The organism is Frankia nepalensis (genome assembly GCF_016786325.1).
In the GTDB taxonomy this organism is placed as follows: domain Bacteria; phylum Actinomycetota; class Actinomycetes; order Frankiales; family Frankiaceae; genus Pseudofrankia; species Pseudofrankia nepalensis.
In genome coordinates this window covers 1-5,457 of sequence record NZ_JADWYU010000220.1, presented here as the reverse complement: position 1 = coordinate 5,457, position 5,457 = coordinate 1, and the positions used below count along the sequence as shown (strand labels likewise).

The following is a 5,457-nucleotide window of genomic DNA, read 5'->3' as shown; positions in this document are numbered from 1 at the left end:
CGGGGGCGCCGGGGGGCCCCCGGGGGGGCGCCCGGGGGGGGCGGCGGGGGGGCCGGGGGGCCACGACCGAGGACCGGCGGCTCGCGCCGCCACGGACCCGGTCAGGTCCTCCGCCGTGCCTGGGGCTTCCTCGCTCCCGGCACGGAGTACTTCCCGGCCTCCGGTCGCGCGAGGCTTCGTCTGCTCGCGCGGCCTTCGGCCGCCGCCGGGAGTCCGGGGGGTGTCCCCCGGGCCGGCGTCACGGGCCCGCCTCGGGAGGCCGCCCGAAGGGCGGCGGCCGGGCCGGGCCCGCCTCGGGCGTGTCCGGACACGCCCGAATGCGGCAGAGGGAGCGGCCCCGTGGACCGCTCCCTCTGGCCTCCTACCGGCGCAGACCCAGTCTCTCGATCAGGGTCCGGTACCGGTTGATGTCCGTCTTCTGCAGGTAGTTCAGCAGTCGCCGGCGCCGGCCGACCAGGAGCAGCAGGCCGCGGCGGCTGTGGTGGTCGTGCTTGTGCACCTTCAGGTGCTCGGTCAGGTCGCTGATCCGCCGGGTCAGCATCGCCACCTGCACCTCGGGGGAGCCGGTGTCCTGCTCGACTGTGGCGTACTCAGTCATGATCTTCTGCTTCACGTCGCTGGAAAGCGGCACGATCCACCTCATCTTCTCGCGCGGGGCGGCGGGCCCGAGGTCTTTGTCACCCGGGCAACACAGAACGCACCGTTCCCGTCTCGCCTCCGAAGCCTACCAACTCCGGGGAGAGGACCGGCTACCGCACTCGGCAGCCCGCGGCAAGGGCCTTCCGACCACCAGAAATACGGACACCTGTGCCGAATGGGCTTTCGGCCGGCAGAACGACCGGAAAGGCGGGATCAGACCGAGGTCGTCGCGGTACGGGTGGCCTCGACGTCCAAGGCCATCTGGCTGACCAGCGCCTCGACCGAGTCGAACTTCAGTGTCGGGCGCAGCTGGGCGACGAACTCGAAGGCCATGTACTCGCCATACAGATCGCCGTCGAAATCCAGCAGGTAAGCCTCCACACGCCGTTCCCGGCCGGCGAACGTCGGGTTCGTGCCGATCGAGATCGCGGCCGGCTGGCGCCTGCCCCGCCAGCAGGCGAAACCGGCGTACACCCCGTCCGCCGGGACCGCCGCCCATGGCGTCTCCTGCAGGTTCGCCGTCGGGTAACCGATCGTGCGGCCACGGGCGTCGCCGTGCACGACGACGCCTTCCACCCGATGCAGCCGGCCGAGCCCGTGGGCGGCGCCGGCCACGTCGCCTTCGACGACCTGCGCGCGGATGTGGGTCGACGACAGCACCGGCGTCTCCGGCTCGTCCTCATGCAGCAGCGACACGCCCTCGACCTTGAAGCCCAGCTCCGCTCCGGAACGCACCAGCGTGTCGATCTTGCCGGCGGCACGGTGCCCGTAGGTGAAGTTCTCGCCGATGACGACCACCTGGGCCCGCAACGTCTCCGCGAGGATCTTGGCGGCGAACTCGTCCGCGGTGACCTCGCTGAACTCGAGGGTGAACGGCTGCACGCACAGTGCGTCGACGCCGATCGCCTCCAGCAGCTCGGCCTTGAACTCCAGCGTGGTCAGCAGCGCGGGATGGCTGCCGGGACGCACCACCTCGGCCGGATGCGGGTCGAACGTGAGCACCAGCGACGGCACCCCGAGCTCCTTCGCCCGCTCGACGGCAAGCCCGATGATCTTTCGATGGCCCAGGTGTACGCCGTCGAAGAAGCCGATCGTGACGACGCCACCACGCCAATCGTCTGGAGTGTTGTCCAGCCCTCGCCACCAGCGCACGTCCGAAGCCTAGGGCATGGCAGACGCGGTACTCCCAGGGTGCGACCAACAACATGATCCCCAGCGCGGACGAGCCACGTCAGCTCGTGGACCGCGTGTCGGCCGACGCAGCGGTCAGGCGGAACCGCCGTGGTCGGGTGGGAGACCGGGTGGGCGAGGCGCGACCGGGTGGGAGACGCGTCAGCCGGCGGGGGTGAAGACGACGAGGTAGCGGGACTCCCCGCCCCGGTCCTCGGCCAGGGCGAGGGCGGTGCCGTCGGGCGCGAACACGCCGTAGGGGCCGGGCAGGCCGGCGGCCGGCAGGCGGCGGCCATGGGAGACCGCGCCGGCCTGCCCGGCGTCCACGCGCCGGGACGGGAACGCGCTGGCCAGGGCGGCGGCCAGCGGCGTCACCGCGTCGGCGGCGCGTTCGGCGAAGGCCTCCATCGAGCGGGCGTCGGCGACCGTGAAAGGACCCACCCGGGTGCGGCGCAGATAGCTCAGATGGCCGCCGCAGCCGAGGGCCGCGCCGAGGTCTCTGGCCAGCGCGCGTACATAGGTGCCACTGGAGCAGGCGACCCGGACCGCGAGGTCGGTGCCGGCCGGGTCGGGCGCCCCGGTCGCCCGGTCACGCCGCTCGCGCAGCTCGAAGGCGCCGACCGTGACGCGCCGCGCGGCGAGCACGACGTCCTCGCCGGAGCGGACCCGGGCGTACGCCCGCCTCCCGTCGATCTTCACGGCGCTGACGCTCGCCGGGACCTGGTCGATCTCGCCGGTGAGCGCGGCCATCGCGGCGGCGAGGCGCCCGGCGGCCAGGTCTCCTACCGGGCGCTCCTCGACGGTCTCGCCCTCCGCGTCGTCGGTGACGGTCGTGACGCCGAGGCGGATGACCGCCTCGTACTCCTTGTCGGTGAGCGCGAGGTGGCCGAGAAGCTTGGTCGCGCGCCCGACGCCGAGCAGCAGCACGCCCGTCGCCATCGGGTCGAGCGTGCCGGCGTGACCGATCTTGCGGGTACGCAGGATCCGGCGGGCCTTGGCGACGACGTCGTGCGAGGTCCAGCCAGCCGGCTTGTCGACGACGACCAGCCCGTCCGGCGCGGCCGGCGGGGCGGCGGCCCGCGCCGCGGCGTGAGCCGGCTCGGCGGACGCGGGCTGGGCGGACGCCGGCTCGTCAGTCGCCGCGCTCGCGGCGGTCGGCGTCGTAGGCAAGGTCACTGGAGCTCCGTTCACGACCGGCGGCGGCCGCGGTCAGGTCACCCGCCCGTGGTCGGGACCTCCGCGGCCGGGGCACCCGCGTCACAGCGGTGGCGGTTCGGACGATGGTGGCCGTTCGGACGACGGCGGCGGTTCGGACAGCGGTTCGGACGACGGTGGCGGTTCGGACAGCGGCGACGAGCCGCGCACCGGCGGCAGGTCGGACAGCCGGGTGACGCGGACCGTGCCCCAGTCCAGCGGGCCCGCGCCGCTGTGGCCGGAGGCCAGCCGGACCTGGTCGAGGACCCCGGCGACGATCTCGCGGACCCGGCTTTCCCCGTCGGGCCACGCACCGCCGGGCTCGCCGTCGACCGGCTCGCGCCGGCGGGCCAGGAAGCCGGCCTTCTCGCGGTGGCCGCCGCCGCCGAGGCCCATGGCCACGGCGCCGACGTCAATGGGGCCTCGGGAGCGCAACGAGACGGTCCAGCGGCCGTCGGGCAACTCCTTGGCCACGGCCGCGAGATCTGCCTCCAGCACGCCCCACAGGACGTCGACGACGCCCTCGACGTGCTCCAGCCGCAGCCCACGCCGGGCGAGGTCCGCATGGGTGATGTAGGTCCACGCCAGCCGATGCCCCCCGGCGTCGGGGCTTTCCGCCAGGCCCGCGCGGCCGAGCACCTCGGCGAGCAGGCCGAGGTAGGCGAACCGGTGGATCCCCCACACCGACCAGCCGATCACGGTCGGGTCGGCACCCGCCTCGACCAGCCTGGCGGCGGCGCGGTGCGCGGCGGGGCTGGTCGTCGCCTGCCGGAACGAGCCGGTGTCGGTGGCGAGCCCGGCGTAGAGGGCGGTCGCGACGGCGGCGTCGAGCGGAAGGCCGAGCCGGTCGAGCAGTTCGAGGACGACCGTCGACGTCGACGGCGCGTCCGGGTCGACGAGCCGCAGCTCGCCGAACCCGACGCTTGCGCGGTGGTGGTCGACGACGAGCGTGTGCGCGGCGGCGGCCATCCGCTCGGCGAGCACGCCGAGCATGTGCGGCGCCGCCGCGTCGAGCGTGACGACGAGGTCGAGCGTCTCCGGCAGGTCGCCGGGCGCCGCGAGCAGCTCCTGGCCGGGCAGGAAGGCCAGCCCGTCGGGCAGGCGGAACGGGTCGGCGTCGAACGAGACGACGGCGTTCGCGCCGGCCCCGCGCAGGGCCAGGCCCAGCGCGAGCGCCGACCCGAGCGTGTCCGAGTCCGGGTTGACGTGGGCGAACAGGCCGACCGGCCGGCCGTCCTCGACCGCCGCCCGCAGCAGCTCGACCGCGTCCGGCCACCGCGCGTCACGGCCGGCCGCGGCGCGGCCCGCCGCGTCCGGCGTCATATCCCCGGGCCGCCCACGGGTCGACGGGCGGCGTCGTCCGCCTCGTCCTCCTCGAAGTCGTCGAAGTCGTCGAAGTGCTCGAGATCCCCGTCCTCGACGACCCGCGGCTGCCGGTACGGGTCGGCCTCGCCGGCGGGGCTCGCGCCCTCGCGGGTGGCGGCTACCTGAGCGTCCCTGGCCCTGGCGACCGCCAGCAGGTCGTCCAGGTGGCGCGCGTCGTCCGGCAGCCGGTCGTGCACGAACGTCAGCGTCGGCGTCGACTTCACGCCCAGGGCCCGGCCGACCTGGGAACGCAGCATCCCCTTGGCGGACTCGAGGGCGCGCGCCGAGGCCGCCCTGGCCTCGTCGTCGCCGTACACGGTGTAGAAGACAGTCGCCTCGAGCAGATCTGGAGTCACCCGGGCGTCCGTGATGGTCACCATCCCCAGCCGGGGATCCTTGACGCCGCGTTCGAGCGCGGCGGCGACGACCTCCCGGATGCGCACCGCCAGCCGGCGGGCGCGGGCCGGATCAGCCACCGTTCACCTCCATGCCACTCAGCCACCTGCACTGACCCTGGACAAGGCCGGCCATGGGCTGCATACACCGACCTCGCGCCAGGGTTTCGGGCGAGCGCGGAGCGTCCGCCCGGGCCGGGGCGCGCGGCGCCCCAGCTACACCTCCATGCCCGTTCAGGTGCCCAGGCCCCTTCAGGCGTCCAGGATTGTTCAGGCCTTGTCCAAGGCCTCCCGGGGCGCCTCGTCGACGTCGTCCTCGGCGAGCAGACGACGCCGCGCCTCGAGCAGTTCCAGCTCCGGGCGCTCGGCGACCAGCCGCTCGCAGCCGTCGAGGACGTCCACGCAGAAGCCGCGGTCGGCGGCGACGACCGAGATCCCGATCTTCACGCGCCGGTGCAGCGAGTGATGGGCGACCTCGGCCGCGCTGACCGGGTACCGCTTGCGCAGCTCGGCCACCACGGGCCGCACCAGTGATCGCTTCTCTTTCAGCGAATGGACGTCGCCAAGCAGCGCGTCCACGCTGAGCAGCCCAACCCACAACGTGCGAACCTCGTGATTTCTAGTTCGTTGAGGTAGCGATCCCCGTGGCGACGACCCCGGACCCCAGGTCGCGCGCAGAACGCGCGACCTGGGG

The 5,457-nt window shown here is 74.0% G+C and carries 6 protein-coding genes; all 6 read right to left on the bottom strand.

From position 1 onward, the window contains the following. Positions 1-361 precede the first annotated feature (361 nt). Complete coding sequence (gene rpsO / locus I6A81_RS34610; protein WP_203007559.1) at positions 362-631, bottom strand: 30S ribosomal protein S15; 270 nt, start codon at positions 629-631, stop codon at positions 362-364. 221 nt (positions 632-852) lie between these two features. After that, on the bottom strand, positions 853-1,791 hold the full coding sequence (locus I6A81_RS34605; RefSeq protein ID WP_203007558.1) for a bifunctional riboflavin kinase/FAD synthetase: 939 nt from the start codon (positions 1,789-1,791) through the stop codon (positions 853-855). A 180-nt stretch (positions 1,792-1,971) separates the two neighbouring features. Continuing rightward, on the bottom strand, positions 1,972-2,985 hold the full coding sequence (truB, locus tag I6A81_RS34600) for a tRNA pseudouridine(55) synthase TruB (protein WP_203007557.1): 1,014 nt from the start codon (positions 2,983-2,985) through the stop codon (positions 1,972-1,974). 81 nt (positions 2,986-3,066) lie between these two features. After that, on the bottom strand, positions 3,067-4,326 hold the full coding sequence (locus I6A81_RS34595; protein ID WP_203007556.1) for a DHH family phosphoesterase: 1,260 nt from the start codon (positions 4,324-4,326) through the stop codon (positions 3,067-3,069). Beyond that, positions 4,323-4,844 carry a 30S ribosome-binding factor RbfA gene (gene rbfA, locus I6A81_RS34590; protein WP_203007555.1) on the bottom strand — a complete coding sequence of 174 codons (522 nt, stop codon included), beginning with the start codon at positions 4,842-4,844 and terminating at the stop codon, positions 4,323-4,325. Before rbfA ends, I6A81_RS34595 begins: the two co-directional genes overlap by 4 nt. A gap of 189 nt (positions 4,845-5,033) precedes the next feature. Next, the gene (locus I6A81_RS34585; protein ID WP_203007554.1) at positions 5,034-5,363 is read right to left on the bottom strand and encodes a DUF503 domain-containing protein; all 330 of its coding nucleotides are present in this window, start codon (positions 5,361-5,363) and stop codon (positions 5,034-5,036) included. Positions 5,364-5,457 lie beyond the last annotated feature (94 nt).

Excerpts from the sequence above, each read along its gene's own strand:
- I6A81_RS34595 (WP_203007556.1), bottom strand. The coding sequence starts at position 4,326 with ATGACGCCGGACGCGGCGGGCCGCGCCGCGGCCGGCCGTGACGCGCGG.